This is a genomic window from Rhodococcus sp. SJ-3 (assembly GCF_051918125.1).
Taxonomy (GTDB): Bacteria; Actinomycetota; Actinomycetes; order Mycobacteriales; family Mycobacteriaceae; genus Rhodococcus.
In genome coordinates, this window is the sequence record NZ_CM123306.1 from 5,427,029 (window position 1) to 5,441,074 (window position 14,046).

The window sequence follows — 14,046 nt, forward strand, 5'->3', positions numbered from 1 at the left end:
CCTTCCTCAGCTCGTCGCCGCATTGATCTGCGACTCGGTGATCGTTCCCTCTGTCACGCCCCAGCGGTCGGCGATCTGCTGGTACTTTCCCGAGTCGATCAGGTGCTGCATCGCCTGCTGCAGGACCGGACCGATGGGAGCGCCCTTCCCGACGACGAAACCGTACGGCGCGGCGTCGAACAGCGGACCTGCCGACTCGAGCCGACCCTCGCTGCGTTCGATCACGTAGGCGGTGACCGGCGAATCGGCGGACAATGCGTCGACCCGGCCGAGGATCAGCGCATTGGCGGCTTCGTCCTGGCTGTCGTACTTGATCTTCTCGATGGGAGGAAGTCCCGCATCCACACAGGCCTGACTCTTCGCCGGGACCTCATCGATGTCTTCGATTGTCGTGGTCTGCACCGCCACTCGCAGTCCGCAGGCATTGTCAGGATCGACAGGTTCGCCGAGTCGCTGCGCCCATTGGATTCCCGCGTTGAAGTAGGTGACGAAGTCGACGGACTGCTCGCGCTCGAGAGTGTCGGTGAACGACGACGAGCCGACATCGAAGGTACCGGACTGCACTGCGGGAATGATCCGGTCGAAGTCCGACTCGTAGAACACGGCTTCGATACCGAGCACGTCGCCGAGCGCCTGCACGAGTTCGACGGCAAAACCGACGATGGTGCCGTCGTCGTCCTTGAATTCGTTGGGGGCGTATGGCACGTTCGTGCCGACCTTCAACACGCCTGCCGACGCCGTCGAGGGTGGGAGCTGTGCAGCGAGCGCATCGACGCGCTCGGCATGTACCCGGTCGCCGGGAGGCACGGTGGATTCGGTGTTGACCACGCAGCCCGTCACGGCCGCGAGGAGCAGCAGCACTGCGGCTACAACACCGCCGGGCCGGGGCCGTCGGGCACGAGAGTGAGCTGGTCCATCCACATCCGCACAGTAGACCGGAGCGCTCTGTGTGTCTGCAAATCTGTGCTGTGTGATCTCGCGGGCCGATCCCGTGCCGTGTCGCGAGCGTCGCACGCCCTCCCTCACGGGGTGCTGATGTGCTCGATCACCGCATCCGTGAACTCGCTTGTCGATGCCCTCCCGCCGAGATCTGCGGTGGCGACACCGTCTCCGATCGTCTCCGTGACGGCTCGCTCGAGCGCGCGCGCCGCACCGCCTAGGAACGGGTCCCCGTTGACGGCGAGACGGTCGAGGAGCATCGCCGAGGACAGGAAGAGGGCGGTCGGGTTGGCTCGACCTGATCCGGCGATGTCGGGTGCGGCGCCGTGGACCGCCTGCGCCATTGTCTTACGTGCGGACGCATTGATCGAAGGGGCGCTGCCGAGTGAGCCGGACAGCTCACCTGCGAGGTCGGACAGGATGTCTCCGAACAGGTTCTCGGTCACGATGACGTCGAACTCACCGCCGCGTCGGACGAGCAGCGCGGCCATCGCGTCGACGTGCTCGTCGTCGACGTCCACGCTCGGATACATGCGTCCGATCTCGCGGCACACATCCCTGAACAACCCGGTCGTCTTCGACAGCACATTCGCCTTGTGCACGATGGTGACTCGCTTTCGTCGACGTGAAGCCAGATCGAAGGCGGTGTGCGCAATCCGTTCGCAGGCCGCACGGGTGACAACACCGACGGCGAGGGCGACGTCGGGTGTCGGCATGAATTCACCGCTGCCTACCGCCATGTTGCGGTCGGCGTAGAAGCCTTCGGTGTTCTCACGTACGACGACGAGATCCATCTCGGGTACCACGGCGCGGGTGCCCGGCAGTGCTCGGGCGGGACGGATGTTCGCGTACAGGTCGAAATGCTTCCGGATCTGACCGCCCGGAGGTAACGCTGTACGAAATGGTTCGCGGTAGGACGCGCTGTCGTGCGGCCCCAGAATCCAGCCGTCGAGCTCGGTCAGCACCTCGAGTGTCGATTTCGGTACCGGGGTGCCGTGACTGCCGATGGCATCGGCCCCGAGCGGCAACGGTACCCACTCGACGCCCGACCCTCCCGCGGCCTCGATCGCCGCGTCGACGACACGGCGGGTTGCGGGAACGATCTCGTGGCCGATGCCATCACCTTCGATCAGGCCGATGCGCTGGGGCTGCGAGAGTGCGGTCTCATGGGTTGCCGTTGCAGTCTCGTGGGTCACCGCGCCATCATTGCGCATCATGGTGCAGTCGGTGGAGCTACTACTCGATGACCGCCTCGACGGTTACGTCCGCGCGCAGTGGAAGAGCCTGCGCGCGGCCGGTGTCGACAGTCAGGAGCGAGTCCGGGCCGAATCGAATCGGCCACACGTCACGCTGTTCGTGGCGGAAACGATTCCGCCTGACGTGGAGGAGGCTGCGCGTGAAGCCGTCTCGAGCATCGAACTACCGATGCTCCTCGGCGGTGTGATTCTGTTCGGAGGCCGCCATGCGACGGTGGCGCGCCTCGTTGTGCCCTCGGTGCCGCTGTTGGAGCTGCATGCCCGGTTGTTCGCCTCGTTCTCGCAGTGTCCCGGGATTCCGGCGCACATCCGTCCGGGTGAATGGACCCCGCACGTGACGCTGGCACGGCGGGTCCCCGCCGATCGGGTCGGCGCAGCAGTGATCGCCGCCCACCGGACGCCGGGCGATCCGGCCGGTACGGCAGGCCGGATCCGGCGCTGGGACGGCACCGCGAAACAGGAATGGCGGCTCTGCTGACCCTGCGGACAGCCGCGGTGGCAGAGTTGAGGTAATCGTTCGATTTTCTGCCACTGCGCGGGGAGACTGGGTTTCATGCTTCGCAACGTGGTCGTCCCTCTCCTCCCGCGCATCGTGATGTTCGAACTCGGTGTCGCCTGCGAGGTCTTCGGAGGCGAGCTCGCGGACGACGGCTTGCCCGAATATGAGTTCGCGCTCGTCGCGGGCAGCACCGAACCCGTCACCACGAAGTACGGCTACTCCATCGATGTGCCGTACGACCTCGACCGTCTCGACGACGCCGACCTGATCATCGTGCCTCCCGGTGGCACCGGGGCAGGGGAACTGACCGATCCCGAGTTCGTGCGCAGCGGCAGCCCCGATCTCGCCGTCCTCGAGCCGCTGTTCGGGAAACTGCGGAGCGCAGTCGATCGGGGAACTCCGGTCGCGAGTCTGTGCACAGGCGCTTTCGTCCTCGCTGCCGCCGGTCTTCTCGACGATCGCCGCTGCACCACCCATTGGCGGTACGCAGACCGGCTCTCCGCGATGTATCCGTCGGCCCGAGTCGATCGCGACGTGCTGTATGTCGACGAGCATCCGGTGCTGACGAGTGCAGGCACCGCGGCCAGCATCGACCTGGTCCTGCACATCGTGCGGACCGCCCAGGGTTCGCAGGTCGCCAACGCGATAGCTCGGGGCATGGTCGTACCACCACACCGCGACGGCGGGCAAGCTCAGTACATATCCAGACCACTTCCCGAGTGCACCGATGACTCGATCGGCCCGCTGCTCGATTGGATCACCGAGAATCTGCACCGCGAATTGCCGGTGACCGTGCTCGCCGAGCAGGCACACATGTCGTCCAGGACCTTCGCGCGACGGTTCACGGAGGAAACCGGCACCACACCGGCGCGATGGATCCGCGGGCAGCGGGTGCTCGCAGCGCAACAGCTTCTCGAGAGCACGGATCTGCCGATCGATGTCGTCGCCGACCGTGTCGGCTTCGGCACCGCGCCTGTGCTCAGGCAGCATTTCCTGCGCTTTCGCCGCACCACGCCCCAGGCGTACCGCCGAACCTTTCGATCCGCGGAGTCGACCCTGGTCGAGTGACGTCGACCGCGCAACCGCCGCCCCGTGTCGCCCACCTCGCGTAGCGTGGCGGAAGAAATGGGGGCGGCTCGCTGTTGCACCCGTCGACACGCCCGAACCGAAAGGACCACCGTGGCAACCCAAGCTCTCACTCAGCAGAACTTCGACGAGGTCGTCACCAGCAATGACATCGTGCTCGTCGACTTCTGGGCCGATTGGTGTGGCCCATGCAAACAGTTCGCACCGACCTTCGAATCGTCGTCCGAGCAGCATCCGGACGTTGTGCACGCAAAGGTCGACACCGAGGCCGAGCAGTCGATCGCGGCTGCCGCGAACATTCGCTCGATCCCGACGATCATGGCGTTCCGTGAAGGAATCCTGGTCTACAACCAGGCAGGTGCACTGCCGCCTGCAGCACTCGAAGACCTCGTCTCACAGGTCAAGGCGCTCGATATGGACGATGTGCGCAAGCAGATCGACGAGGCGTCGAACGCTCAGAGCTGACTCGACCGACCGCGACGCGGCTCGACTCCTGTCCGGGAACCGAGCCGCGTCGCTGTGAGCGGCCCAACTCGCTTGGCTCAGTGGGCGGCGGCATCCCAGCTACGGCCATAGCCGACCGACACTTCGAGCGGCACCGACAGATCGATCACCGAGTCCATCTTGCTGCGGACCATCTCCTCGACACGTTCACGTTCCTCATCGGTGACTTCGAGGACGAGTTCGTCGTGGACCTGCAGCAACATCCGTGAGCGCAGGCCTGCGTCGTCGAGTGCTTTCTGCACCTCGATCATCGCAACCTTGATGATGTCGGCTGCGGTGCCCTGGATCGGCGCGTTGAGCGCGGCTCGCTCGGCGACCTCGCGCCGCTGCCGGTTGTCGCTGGTCAGGTCGGGCAGGTACCGGCGACGCCCGTAGAGCGTGGAGGTATAACCGACCTTGCGGGCCTCTTCCACGACGTTGTGCAGGTAGTCGCGCACACCACCGAAACGGGTGAAGTATGCCTCCATCTGCTCGCGGGCGTCGTCGGTGGAGATCTTCAGCTGCTGCGCGAGACCGTAAGCGCTCAGACCGTACGCCAGACCGTAGGACATCGCCTTGACCCGTCGGCGCAGTTCGGGGGTGACCTCTTCGATCGGCACGCCGAACGCGCGGGCACCGACGAAACTGTGTAGATCCTCTCCGGTATTGAACGCCTCGATCAGTCCTTCGTCGCCGGATAGATGCGCCATGATGCGCATCTCGATCTGGCTGTAGTCGGCGGTCAGGAGCAGGTCGTATCCGCCGCCGACGACGAAGCCGTTGCGGATCTGCCTACCCGCGTCGGTGCGGACCGGGATGTTCTGCAGGTTTGGTTCGGTGGACGACAGGCGGCCGGTCGCCGCGACCGTCTGGTTGAACGTGGTGTGAATGCGACCGTCGTCGGCCACCGACTTGATGAGACCGTCGACGGTGGTCTTCATCTTGGTCGATTCGCGGTGCGCGAGCAGATGCTCGAGAAACGGATGCTCTGTCTTCTCGAAGAGGTTCTGCAGAGCATCGGCGTCGGTGGTGTAGCCGGTCTTGGTCTTCTTGGTTTTCGGCATCTCGAGTTCGTCGAACAACACGACCTGGAGTTGCTTCGGCGAACCGAGGTTGATCTGCTTGCCGATCACCTCGTACGCGGAGTTCGCGGCGGCGGCGACGTCGGCGGCGAAGCCCGCCTGCAGGTCGTGCAGGTGATCGGCGTCGACGGCGATGCCGGTGGCCTCGAGATCGGCCAGGACCTCGAGCAACGGCAACTCCATCTCGGTCAGCAGCCGCACCGATTCGATGTCTGCGAGTTCGGAGTCGAGCGCCGCGGCGAGGTCGACGACCGCGCGAGCCCGCAATATTTCACCTTCTGCGGCCTGGTTGTCCGCCGCGTCTTCGTCGTCGAGCAGGGACAGTTGCTGGGCGCCGGAATCTTCCACTCGCAGCTCCCGTTTGAGATAGCGCAGCGAGAGGTCGTCGAGTTTGAAGCTGCGCTGACCCGGGCGCACAAGATACGCCGCCAACGCCGTGTCGCTGGTGACTCCGGCGAGAGTCCAGCCCCGCCCACGCAGCGCGTGCATGGCCGACTTGGCCTCGTGCAATGCTTTCTCCACGGCAGCGTCGGCGAGCCATGCAGCGAGCGCACTGTCGTCTTCCGGTGTCAGCGCCACTGTCGTGACGTACGCGCCCTCGCCGTCATCGGCCGCGATCGCGATGGCCACTGCATCGCCGCCGTACGGAGTACCCGGCCCGGCAACGGACAGTCCGTGCCGCTGTCCTGCAACGGCGTGCTCTGCGAGCCAGTCGCCGAGGGCACCCGGCTCGATGATGCCGCCGCGCACCTCGAATCCTTCGTCGGCTTCGGGCTCGGCAGACGCGAGGGTCTCGAAGAGACGATCACGCAGGACCTTGAATTCGAGGTCGTCGAAGAGCCGGTGGATCTTGTCGCGGTCCCATGGTGCGAGCGCGAGAGCATCCGGCGTGTACGGCAGCGGCACTTCCCGCACCATCTCGGTGAGCTGGCGATTCATCAGCACGTTCGACAGGTTCTCGCGGAGCGCATCCCCGGTCTTTCCGCGCACCTCGTCGACCCGGTCGACGAGGTGGGTGAGGCTACCGAACTCGCGGATCCACTTGGCGGCGGTCTTCTCGCCGACTCCGGGGATGCCGGGGAGGTTGTCGCTGGGGTCGCCGCGCAGCGCGGCGAAGTCCGGGTACTGCGCCGGGGTGAGTCCGTACTTCTCCTCGACGGCCTCGGGAGTGAAGCGCGTCAGTTCGGAGACGCCACGTTTCGGGTAGAGCACCGTGACAGCGTCGGTGACCAGCTGCAGGGCGTCACGGTCGCCCGTGACGACGAGCACCTTGTAACCGAGGGCGGTGGCTTGGGTGGTGAGGGTCGCGATGATGTCGTCGGCCTCGTACCCTTCCTCCGCCATGACGGGGATACCCATGGCGCCGAGCACCTCTTTGGTGACGTCGATCTGTCCCTTGAACTCGTCGGGAGCTGCGCTGCGCTGCGCCTTGTAGGGGGCATACATTTCAGCACGGAATGTCTTGCGGCTCACGTCGAATGCTGCTGCCACATGCGTGGGTTTCTCGTCGCGCAGGAGGTTGATGAGCATCGAGGTGAACCCGTACACCGCGTTGGTGGTCTGCCCGCTGGTAGTTCTGAAGTTCTCGGCCGGTAGCGCGTAGAACGCGCGGAACGCCAGCGAATGTCCGTCGAGCAGCAGAAGGGTCGGGCGGTCGTCGGCGGCCGGGGTGGTCGAGGGCGAAGCGGATGCACGGGTCACGCGTGCCAGTCTAGGGACCGGGTACGACGTCCACGACCACCCGGACGGACTGCGCGGTGCGACCCGCGCCGACACTCAGCCGGCGGTCTCCCCCAGGCTCTCGATGATCACCTCGGCGACCTGCTTCATCGTGGTGCGCCGGTCCATTGCCGCGCGCTGGATCCAGCGGAAGGCCTCGGGTTCGGTCATCGCATGCTTGTCCATCAACGTCCCCTTGGCCCGGTCGACGAGCTTGCGGGTCTCGAACCGCTCGGACAGCCCCTGGACTTCGCGTTCCAGTTCGCGGACTTCGGCGAACCGGCTCACCGCCACCTCGATGGTCGGAACCAGATCGCTCTTCGAGAACGGCTTCACCAGGTACGCCATGGCTCCCGCGTCACGCGCCCGTTCGACGAGTTCGCGCTGACTGAATGCTGTGAGAATGACCACAGGGGCAATGCGCTTCTGCGCGATCTCGGATGCGGCGTCGATTCCGTCGCGGCGCGGCATCTTGACGTCCATGATCACGAGATCCGGTTTCAGTTCCTCTGCGAGTTCGACGGCGCGTTGCCCGTCGCCCGCTTCACCGACCACGTCGTAGCCCTCTTCGCGCAGCATTTCGACCAGATCGAGCCTGATCAACGCCTCGTCCTCGGCGACGACGACTCTCTTCGTCCCGGCGTTGTCGTCCTGCGGCACGGCTGTCATGGCGGGCCCTTCCCCTCTCGCTGCGGATGCCCCCGTGAGGGAATCGAACGTTAGAAGGGTACCGGTGTTCGCCCCCTGTCCATCCATCCCTTACAGTGGTCTCCGCACCACGCCCCCGTATCCCAATTGGCAGAGGAAACGGATTCAAAACCCGTCCAGTGTGAGTTCGAGTCTCACCGGGGGCACCATCGCACTGCCGACCTCCGATCGGAGTGCCGAACAGTCGCGGTCACACGTGTCCGCTGACGAATTGCCGCTGCGACGAGAACTGCCACGACCGTCCCGGCTGCCGGGGCAGCGATCGCGGATGCCATCACCGACACACCGGAACTCCCCGATCGCACTTACAGCAGCCCGGTGAGCCGACGGGACCCCTCGTAGAGAAACCTCAACTGCTCGAAGTCCGACGGCGATACCCGAAGCGGCGAGCCCTGGAGACACAGTCCCCCGACCACCTCGGCGCCGTGGTTCCGGATCGGGACGGCCAACGCCGACCGGCCGATGCGACATTCCTGATTTTCGAAGGCGTGCCCGTCGAGTTGTATGCGGGACAGTTCGTCGCTGAGCCCTTCCGGGTCGCACACGGTCGCCTCGGTCAATCGTCGCAGTTCGATTCCTGCTCGCAGCGCGGGATTGTGCGCGAGCATCACTTTGCCGAGTGCGTTTGCATGCAGGTTCTTGGACAGCACCGCGATACCGACGATCTCATGGTCGGGGTCCTGATCGACGAAGCGGAGCCTGCCACCGGCGAACGACGCGACATGCAGACCGAACCGGGTGTGCGAACGGAGGTCTTCCACCGTCTCGTGCAGTGTCGGTGAGGTGTCGGTGGCCACCGCGGCTCGGGACAGTTCGGCTGTTCGGCGTCCGAGCGCGAAACCCGACAGGTCGGGAACCCGCACCAGGAATCCCTCTGCAACAAGGAGGTTGAGCATCCGATAGGCGGTGGTGGGTGCGACACCCGCAAAGCGGGCGATCTCCTTGGCCGTAGCACCGGGACCGAGATGCGCGACCGCCTCGAGCATGCAGAGAGCCTTCTGCACCGCTCTCGGTTGCTGCCCACTGAACCCGGTCTCGGCGACCACGTGAGCGGTCCTCACGAGGACTCCGGCCGCGGATGCGCCGACACCAACTGCGGTTTGCCCACGTCGTCGAGAACGAGAACACCGGAGCCTGGAAGCAGGTCGGCCGTCTCGACGCTGTCGAAGGTGCCCATCGTCGCGAGTGATCCGGGTTTGAGCCGCTCGAGCACAGCCACCCACAGTCCACCGGAGGCCGCAACCACGAGCACCGCGATCGGGATTCCCCATTCCCCGCGTGCCGCACCGTCGATCACCAGATAACCCAGCAGACCTGCTCCGGTACTCGCGACCGCCAGGGCGACGACAGTGGTCCACGGTGCGTCCTCCCCGATCCTGCGGAGGAACTGTAGGCACGACACCGCCAGCAAGGTGTATGCGATGACGATGGCGACCTCGACGAACCCGTCGTACAGGCCGGATTCGCTGACGAACAACTGCAGATGGATCGCTGCGCCCACGAAACTCAGCACGGTGAACCAGGCAATCGCAACGCAGGGGGTGCGCCGACCCGGATGGACACGCGACAACGCCCTCGGCGCGGTTTCTTCGATGCCCATCGCCAGCAACAACCGCGACCCGGCCTGCGCACAGCCGAGGGTCGACGCGAACCACGAGAACGTCACAGCGACCTGCACCGCGACCACCATCGCCGGACTCGCACCGGAGGCGGTGCCGTCGAAGTACGCGGCGACGACGGCGTCGGCACGCCCGGTCAGCGCTGCCCACCCGGCGAAGACGAAGAGCGAGCCGCACACCACCGGGGTGACGAGCACCGCCCGGGACACGGTGGTCAGGGGCCGCCGCGCTTCGGCGCCGAAGAACGCCGCGCTCTCGAAACCCGCCATCCCGAACACGACAACCAACGCCAGAAATGGCAGAGAAGCAGACAAACTCGTGGTTTCCGTTACGACGGTCGCGCCGGAACCGGTGACCATCAGTGCGCAGATGAGTACGAGCGAGCAGAGTTCGACCACGAGGATCGCGCGGGTCGCGACACGTACGCCACTCACCGCGATCACCGCGGCCACAGCGGTGACGATCGCGGCGGTAATCAGGGGGAGATGGCTCCCCGACCACGACAGACCCAGCGTGATCGCTACTCCCAGCACACTCTCGGCGGCGTTGGCCGACACCGAAATCGAGATGCCCAGATAGCCGAGGAGCAACGCCGCGCCCACTGTCAACGTCGCACGGCGCGGCAGCCCGTGGAATGCGAAGCTGTACAGCGACCCCGCAGCAGCAAGCCGCCGGGTGAACTGGGTGACGCAGTAGGCAACTGCGACAACGCATGCGGTTGTACCGAGGATCGCTGCCAGACCACCGACGCCGGGTTCGGCCCCGATGATCCACGACGCGATGAAGATCATCCCTGTCGCCGGCGCGACGGTCGACAGGGATTGCCCGACCAGGTCCACTTGCGAGAGTCTGCGACGACCCAGCCCCCTCAAGGGCGAGTACACCGGTGTGGCCACCGGCTCGCTGCTACGCGACGTCGAGATCGCGGCAGCGAGCGCTCCGCCGATCCATGAACCTCTATTACCACGTCTGCCGCTACTCACTCGGCGCCTCTCTTCGATTGTGGGCCCGTCATCCGAACGGACCACCGTTCGGGGAACTTTAGGATTGTCGTGTTTCCGATCGGTGTTCCGAATCCCGCCGGACGACTCGTGGTGTAACGGGAGTGTTTCCGTCGTGTCAGCGACATGATCCCAAGTGGAAATCGTGTCGGACTCTGCACCGAGCAGACCGTGCCGGGCATCACCTCCGCAGAGCCGCACGCGTCGTGCCCGACCACGTCACCTGCGCGGAAGTGGTTCCTCCTGGTGCATGCGCATTCCCACTCGCCGACACGACGGTCGTTTCACCGACGACTCATCAATGCCCCATCGCGCCAGCACGATTGGTCCGACGACAGAGAGGGCGTGATCCATGTTGTGGGTGATGGTCGCATCGATCATCGGTGGGACGCTCCTGATCGCGGGCATTCCGAAGCTCCGCGACCGGGACGGACTGCTGACGGTGGTCAAGGGATACCGGCTCCTGCCGGACCGAGCGGAACGTACGGTCTCAGCGACACTGCCGATCGCCGAGACGCTGGTGGGCGTCGCATTGATCATCGGCGTCGGTGGCCGGTGGCCGGCTGTGGCGGCCGCGCTGCTGTTCGTGGCGTTCACGATGGGGCTCACCGTGAATCTCGCCCGCGGGCGGAGCGATCTCGACTGCGGCTGTTTCGCCTTCGGTGCGCACGAGATCCCCCGCATCGGCTGGTTCCACGCCGTCCGTGCTGCGACGTTCGCGGCGACGGCGACGGCACTCGCAGTGGCCGGTTCGCCGGACGTCACTGTGCCGGAACACCTGGCCGGCACCGCAGGTGGTGCGCTGATCGTGCTGGCCGTCGTTGCGGTCGCATCGATCCGGTCGGTCGTGCATCTCGGCCGGCGCCCGGTCGACGACTATCTGAGTAACGCCTCGATCAAGCTCCGGGCGGTGAGTACCACGTCTCGATTCGACTCGTGATCACTTCTTCGTCAACAACTTTCGTACAGACAGGACACGTTCGATGACAACATTCCTGGTAGTGTCCGTTGTGGTTCTGGCAATCGCGGTCGCGCTGCTGCTCCTGATGACGCTTGCGCTCGCCCGAGAAATCGGGCGCGTCCAGGTGCGCCTGGGCCCTCTCGGCGCACGGATGATGGACACGGGTCCGAAGGTCGAGCAGGCCGGTCCCTCGTTCGCCGGGCTCGTCGACCACGCCGGACGCTCGGTTCGCGTCGGTGGACATCGTGAGAAGGCACAGCTGCTCATGTTCACCGCTCCGAGTTGCAGCACATGCAAGAGCCTGCTGCCCGGTTTGCGTGCGATGGCGCGTGCGGAGACCGACCTCGAGGTCGTGATCGTGTCCGACGGCACCCCCGAAGAGCACAAGGCGTTCCTGGCAGGCAGCAACATCGGCACCGAACTGAGCTACATCGATGCTCGCGACGTCGGCATCGCATACCAGGTCGGCACCACGCCGTACGGGGTGATTCTCGACGAGCACGGCAAGATCCGCGGCAAGGGCCTGTGCAACCACATGGCGCAGGTCGAGAGTCTGCTCAATGCCCTCGAATCCGGCACTCCGTCCCTTCAGCACCTGCACGCGCAGGCGAAATCCGCCTGATCCATTCACCCGAGACCCTGATCCATTCACCCGAGACCCTGATCCATTCACCCGAGACAAGGAGGCGTACGCCGTGGAAGAACACCGTACGACCCAGAATCGATATCCGGTCGACGAAGACACCGTCCGCGAGCAAGCAGCGTGGATGGCCGGCCAGGGTGGTTCCCTCGCGAGCCGCGCGGGACGCACCCTGTCCGAGCGCACATCGCGTCGGTCGATGCTCAGCAGGATCGGCCGCTGGACGATGGGCGTCTCGGGTGTCGCGCTGATCAGTTCGCTCCCGGTCACCCGCAGCGCGATGGCGCAGGACCTACCGCCGGCCGCCCCGGCCCCCGACGCACCGGATCCGCAGTTCATCGCTTTCGACGGCAAGGATCCCGCGGAATGCGAGTACTGGCGCTGGTGCAACATGGACGGCACCTCGTGCGCGGCCTGCAACGGCGGAGGCGTCACCACCTGCGCCCCCGGCAGCAAGCCGGGCGCCGAGTTCTGGGTCGGCTGCTGCACCAATCCCGACACCGGAAAGACCTACCTGATCGCCTATTACGACTGCTGCGGCGCACCGTCGTGCTCCAATGCGTTCTGCGGGGAACCCGACATGCAGGCGATCATGTACAACCCGGTCTCCGGCAGCTACGACCAGGAAATCATCTGGTGCGTCTCCGACGAGTCGCAGTCGTACACCTGCACCATGGCCCCGATCATCGGCGAGGACTGCCAGACTCGACCGGCCGCACGTCCGAAGGTCGGTGCGGGAGCATGAATTCTGCACTCACCAAGCGCCTTTCCCGCTCCAGCGTGGTAGCGATCCCGCTTGCCGCCGCGCTCGTCCTCACCGGATGCAGTTCGAACGACGACGCCACCGTCGACGGCGAGGTCACATATCCCACCGTTCCCGTCATTCCGCCGGGTGAGGGTATCTCGCTCGGCCACGACGACCAGGAGATCGGCGCCACGATCCCCGAACCGGTACACGTCGGCGACATCGAGCCGATCAAGGCGACCGACCTTCTCGCTGTCGTCAATACGGGTCTCGAGGTCGAGCTCAATGCACTCGACCCGGTGACCGGTGTGGCGGGCAACAGATTCGTCGTCGGGCCGGGCATCTGGTCGCCCGTGATCCACGGATTCGTCGGCGAGACATCCAGCGATCCCGCGGTGCTCGCGGCCGAGGTGTGGCGACCGCGAGGCTCTCGCGGCACCGCTGAATTCACAGTCAGCACCTACTCGGGCAACCTGCTCGAACCATCCGAGGTGCTGCTCCCCGATTACGCCCGCGCCCATTCACGGGAGGGCTCGAGTGCGGTGACCTCGGACGGTAGGTTCTTCGTGACCTGGGACGACGGACTGTACGGCATCCGCGTCGTCGACCTCGAGGCGAAGAAGGAGAGCGGCTCCCTCCAGATCATCGGCTGCGGGCCGTTCACGTGGCTCGACGGGCACGAGCTCTACAGCGTGTGTGAGGATACGCGCGAGCTGATCCAGTTCTCGATCGACGACACCGGAGTCCCGACCGAGACGAGCCGCTCGAAGGTCCTCCCCGAGGACTTCGTCAGCACCCGTACGGTGACGTGGGCCGCGGAGGCGAAGAAGTCCCTGTTGGTCGGTGCGAACGGCGACGTCTACGTCTTCGACTTCTCGGAGGGTCTGCCGGCTACGGAAGTCACACCGATCGGCAATGCCGGACAGGACGGCGGCCGGTTCGCCGACAACGAGATCGACAACACCGGCTCCCGAATCGCGATCGAGTACACGGATTCGGTGGTCCACCCGCACTCCGCCCGCGGCGGTGACGTGGTGAAGGTCGAACTCGTCGACGCGGCGACCTTCGCCCCGATCAAGACTCTCGATCTGCCGACTCTCGGTCTCACCGAGATCTCGAGCAGCGCATTCTCGGTCGACGGCAGCATCCTGTACGTGGTCGGATCCGGTCCCGAGGTCGACGGCGAGACCACTCAGATGATCGTCGGAATCGATGCCGCCACAGGAGATCAGGTCAGCTCCGTTGAGGTCACCGGCACCGTCGACGACATCGGGTCGCTCATCACCCCCCAGGTGCTGGAATGACGCG

Annotated in this window: 13 protein-coding genes and 1 tRNA gene; 8 read left to right on the forward strand and 6 right to left on the reverse strand. The window is 65.5% G+C overall.

Annotated elements, in window-relative coordinates:
• Window positions 1-6: 6 nt before the first annotated feature.
• Window positions 7-861, reverse strand: a complete 855-nt coding sequence (locus tag ACTDXD_RS25200) for an ABC transporter substrate-binding protein (protein ID WP_440127791.1) — start codon at window positions 859-861, stop codon at window positions 7-9.
• 161 nt (window positions 862-1,022) lie between these two features.
• On the reverse strand, window positions 1,023-2,156 hold the full coding sequence (locus tag ACTDXD_RS25205) for an isocitrate/isopropylmalate dehydrogenase family protein (RefSeq protein ID WP_440124886.1): 1,134 nt from the start codon (window positions 2,154-2,156) through the stop codon (window positions 1,023-1,025).
• Here ACTDXD_RS25205 and ACTDXD_RS25210 point away from each other — a divergent pair.
• The 3 genes from ACTDXD_RS25210 (at window position 2,155) to trxA (ending at window position 4,245) form a co-directional block, all read left to right on the forward strand.
• Window positions 2,155-2,673, forward strand: coding sequence for a 2'-5' RNA ligase family protein (locus ACTDXD_RS25210; RefSeq protein WP_440124887.1), 519 nt, complete (start codon window positions 2,155-2,157; stop codon window positions 2,671-2,673). The genes ACTDXD_RS25205 and ACTDXD_RS25210 overlap by 2 nt on opposite strands.
• A gap of 75 nt (window positions 2,674-2,748) precedes the next feature.
• Window positions 2,749-3,762, forward strand: a complete 1,014-nt coding sequence (locus ACTDXD_RS25215; protein WP_440124888.1) for a GlxA family transcriptional regulator — start codon at window positions 2,749-2,751, stop codon at window positions 3,760-3,762.
• Window positions 3,763-3,873: 111 nt separating this feature from the next.
• Window positions 3,874-4,245 carry a thioredoxin gene (gene trxA, locus ACTDXD_RS25220; RefSeq protein WP_169686676.1) on the forward strand — a complete coding sequence of 124 codons (372 nt, stop codon included), beginning with the start codon at window positions 3,874-3,876 and terminating at the stop codon, window positions 4,243-4,245.
• 77 nt (window positions 4,246-4,322) lie between these two features.
• Here trxA and polA read toward each other — a convergent pair whose 3' ends face one another.
• The gene (gene polA / locus ACTDXD_RS25225) at window positions 4,323-7,046 is read right to left on the reverse strand and encodes a DNA polymerase I (RefSeq protein ID WP_440124889.1); all 2,724 of its coding nucleotides are present in this window, start codon (window positions 7,044-7,046) and stop codon (window positions 4,323-4,325) included.
• A 75-nt stretch (window positions 7,047-7,121) separates the two neighbouring features.
• Complete coding sequence (locus ACTDXD_RS25230) at window positions 7,122-7,733, reverse strand: ANTAR domain-containing response regulator (protein ID WP_440124890.1); 612 nt, start codon at window positions 7,731-7,733, stop codon at window positions 7,122-7,124.
• Between the two features lie 111 nt (window positions 7,734-7,844).
• Between ACTDXD_RS25230 and ACTDXD_RS25235 the strand changes: the two genes are divergently transcribed.
• Window positions 7,845-7,921, forward strand: a tRNA-Leu gene (locus ACTDXD_RS25235).
• A gap of 156 nt (window positions 7,922-8,077) precedes the next feature.
• Here the strand turns inward: ACTDXD_RS25235 and ACTDXD_RS25240 are convergent.
• Together ACTDXD_RS25240 and ACTDXD_RS25245 are read right to left on the reverse strand one after the other, a co-directional pair.
• A complete protein-coding gene (locus tag ACTDXD_RS25240) occupies window positions 8,078-8,758 on the reverse strand; it encodes an IclR family transcriptional regulator (protein ID WP_440127792.1) in 681 nt (226 codons plus the stop codon).
• A 71-nt stretch (window positions 8,759-8,829) separates the two neighbouring features.
• Window positions 8,830-10,338, reverse strand: coding sequence for an APC family permease (locus ACTDXD_RS25245; protein WP_440127793.1), 1,509 nt, complete (start codon window positions 10,336-10,338; stop codon window positions 8,830-8,832).
• 406 nt (window positions 10,339-10,744) lie between these two features.
• Between ACTDXD_RS25245 and ACTDXD_RS25250 the strand changes: the two genes are divergently transcribed.
• The 4 genes from ACTDXD_RS25250 to ACTDXD_RS25265 all read left to right on the forward strand — a co-directional run bounded on the left by ACTDXD_RS25250 (window position 10,745) and on the right by ACTDXD_RS25265 (window position 14,042).
• Window positions 10,745-11,332, forward strand: coding sequence for a MauE/DoxX family redox-associated membrane protein (locus ACTDXD_RS25250; RefSeq protein WP_440124891.1), 588 nt, complete (start codon window positions 10,745-10,747; stop codon window positions 11,330-11,332).
• Between the two features lie 43 nt (window positions 11,333-11,375).
• Window positions 11,376-11,975 (forward strand): redoxin domain-containing protein, encoded by a 600-nt coding sequence (locus tag ACTDXD_RS25255; protein ID WP_440124892.1) that lies wholly within the window; start codon window positions 11,376-11,378, stop codon window positions 11,973-11,975.
• Window positions 11,976-12,120: 145 nt separating this feature from the next.
• Window positions 12,121-12,738, forward strand: a complete 618-nt coding sequence (locus tag ACTDXD_RS25260; protein ID WP_440127794.1) for a methylamine dehydrogenase light chain — start codon at window positions 12,121-12,123, stop codon at window positions 12,736-12,738.
• On the forward strand, window positions 12,735-14,042 hold the full coding sequence (locus ACTDXD_RS25265; RefSeq protein ID WP_440124893.1) for a hypothetical protein: 1,308 nt from the start codon (window positions 12,735-12,737) through the stop codon (window positions 14,040-14,042). The genes ACTDXD_RS25260 and ACTDXD_RS25265 overlap by 4 nt, the downstream gene beginning before the upstream one ends.
• Window positions 14,043-14,046 lie beyond the last annotated feature (4 nt).

What these genes read in the sequence shown, in the direction of transcription:
- ACTDXD_RS25250 (WP_440124891.1), top strand. Translation starts at nt 10,745, where the DNA reads ATGTTGTGGGTGATGGTCGCATCGATCATCGGTGGGACGCTCCTGATC.
- ACTDXD_RS25265 (WP_440124893.1), top strand. Translation starts at nt 12,735, where the DNA reads ATGAATTCTGCACTCACCAAGCGCCTTTCCCGCTCCAGCGTGGTAGCG.
- ACTDXD_RS25260 (WP_440127794.1), top strand. Translation starts at nt 12,121, where the DNA reads ATGGCCGGCCAGGGTGGTTCCCTCGCGAGCCGCGCGGGACGCACCCTG.
- ACTDXD_RS25205 (WP_440124886.1), bottom strand. Translation starts at nt 2,156, where the DNA reads ATGATGCGCAATGATGGCGCGGTGACCCACGAGACTGCAACGGCAACC.
- ACTDXD_RS25230 (WP_440124890.1), bottom strand. Translation starts at nt 7,733, where the DNA reads ATGACAGCCGTGCCGCAGGACGACAACGCCGGGACGAAGAGAGTCGTC.
- ACTDXD_RS25240 (WP_440127792.1), bottom strand. Translation starts at nt 8,758, where the DNA reads ATGCTCGAGGCGGTCGCGCATCTCGGTCCCGGTGCTACGGCCAAGGAG.
- ACTDXD_RS25210 (WP_440124887.1), top strand. Translation starts at nt 2,155, where the DNA reads ATGGTGCAGTCGGTGGAGCTACTACTCGATGACCGCCTCGACGGTTAC.
- ACTDXD_RS25215 (WP_440124888.1), top strand. Translation starts at nt 2,749, where the DNA reads ATGCTTCGCAACGTGGTCGTCCCTCTCCTCCCGCGCATCGTGATGTTC.
- ACTDXD_RS25255 (WP_440124892.1), top strand. Translation starts at nt 11,376, where the DNA reads ATGACAACATTCCTGGTAGTGTCCGTTGTGGTTCTGGCAATCGCGGTC.